The organism is Cryobacterium sp. 10I1 (assembly GCF_035019805.1).
In the GTDB taxonomy this organism is placed as follows: domain Bacteria; phylum Actinomycetota; class Actinomycetes; order Actinomycetales; family Microbacteriaceae; genus Cryobacterium; species Cryobacterium glucosi.
Genome location: NZ_JASJVF010000645.1, coordinates 1 through 280, shown reverse-complemented (window position 1 = coordinate 280; position 280 = coordinate 1). Strand labels below are relative to the sequence as shown.

Sequence of the window (280 nt, the reverse complement as noted above, 5' to 3'; positions counted from 1 at the left end):
CGTACGGGTCGTGCACATCGTCGGCGGCGGCTCGCAGAACCGCCTGCTCTGCCAGCTCACGGCCGACCGGCTCGGCCTGCCCGTGCTCGCCGGCCCCGTCGAGGCGACCGCGATCGGCAATGTGCTCGTGCAGGCGCGGGCCCAGGGCCTCGTCACCGGTTCGCTCGAAGGGCTGCGCGCCCTCGTCGCCCGCAGCTTCGTACCCGAGCGGTATACGCCGGTCCGGACTCTCGTCAGCCGATAGCCGGCACGGGGAAACAGGGGAAACAGAAAGGAGCCG

General features: G+C 71.8%; 1 protein-coding gene. It reads left to right on the top strand.

Going from position 1 to position 280, the window contains the following annotated elements; genetic code table 11:
• On the top strand, nucleotides 1–244 hold a 244-nt coding region (locus QN345_RS20150), incomplete at its 5' end, for an FGGY-family carbohydrate kinase (RefSeq protein ID WP_323509257.1).
• Between the last annotated feature and the right edge of the window lie 36 nt (nucleotides 245–280).